The organism is Streptococcus oralis (genome assembly GCF_001578945.1).
GTDB lineage: Bacteria > Bacillota > Bacilli > Lactobacillales > Streptococcaceae > Streptococcus > Streptococcus oralis_Q.
Window position 1 is genome coordinate 1 of sequence record NZ_KQ969588.1, and the last position, 675, is coordinate 675.

Here is a 675-nt window from a genome sequence, read left to right on the forward strand (position 1 = left end):
AGACCTACACCTACGATAAGGCAGGAAATCGTCTCACTTTAACAAACAGCTTGGGTGAGGTTACTCAATACAGCTATAATAGTGACAACCAACTGACTAAGGTGGTCTACGCAGATAAGACCAGCGAAACCTTCACCTATGATGTCATGGGCAATGTCGCAAGTTCAACTGACCAAGAAGGAAAGACCAAGACCTATCACTATGATCAAAATGGCAATCTGCTCAAGACTGTCGATCATCTAAAACGTGAAACCAAGTATAGCTACGATGCTCTCAACCGAGTGGTGACAGAGTCGGATGCCGATGGCAATACCTCTACTTATGAATATGATGTCCTTGGCAACCTATCTAAAATGACCGACGCCAATGGTCACTCAAGTAGCTATGGTTATGATGCCAATAAGAAATTGGTACTCTATACGGATCCAAATGGTCAAGCGACAGCCTTTAAGTATGACCCATTAGGACGAATCATCGAAACAGTAGCTCCAACAGGAAGCAAGCAAAGTTTCAGCTATGATGCTTTGGGCAATCGCTTGAGCGAAACCAGTGGTGAAGGTCATACAACGACCTACAGCTATGACAGTATGAACCGTGTCAGCAGCAAGAAACGTCCAACAGGTGGAGAGACTCAGTATGCCTATGATACTACAGGTAGCTTGGCAAAAGAAACAG

Annotated in this window: 1 protein-coding gene; it reads left to right on the forward strand. The window is 44.4% G+C overall.

The genetic code is table 11. The features are described 5' to 3' along the window. On the forward strand, positions 1 to 675 hold a 675-nt coding region (locus tag SORDD16_RS09915; RefSeq protein WP_164966524.1), incomplete at both ends, for an RHS repeat protein.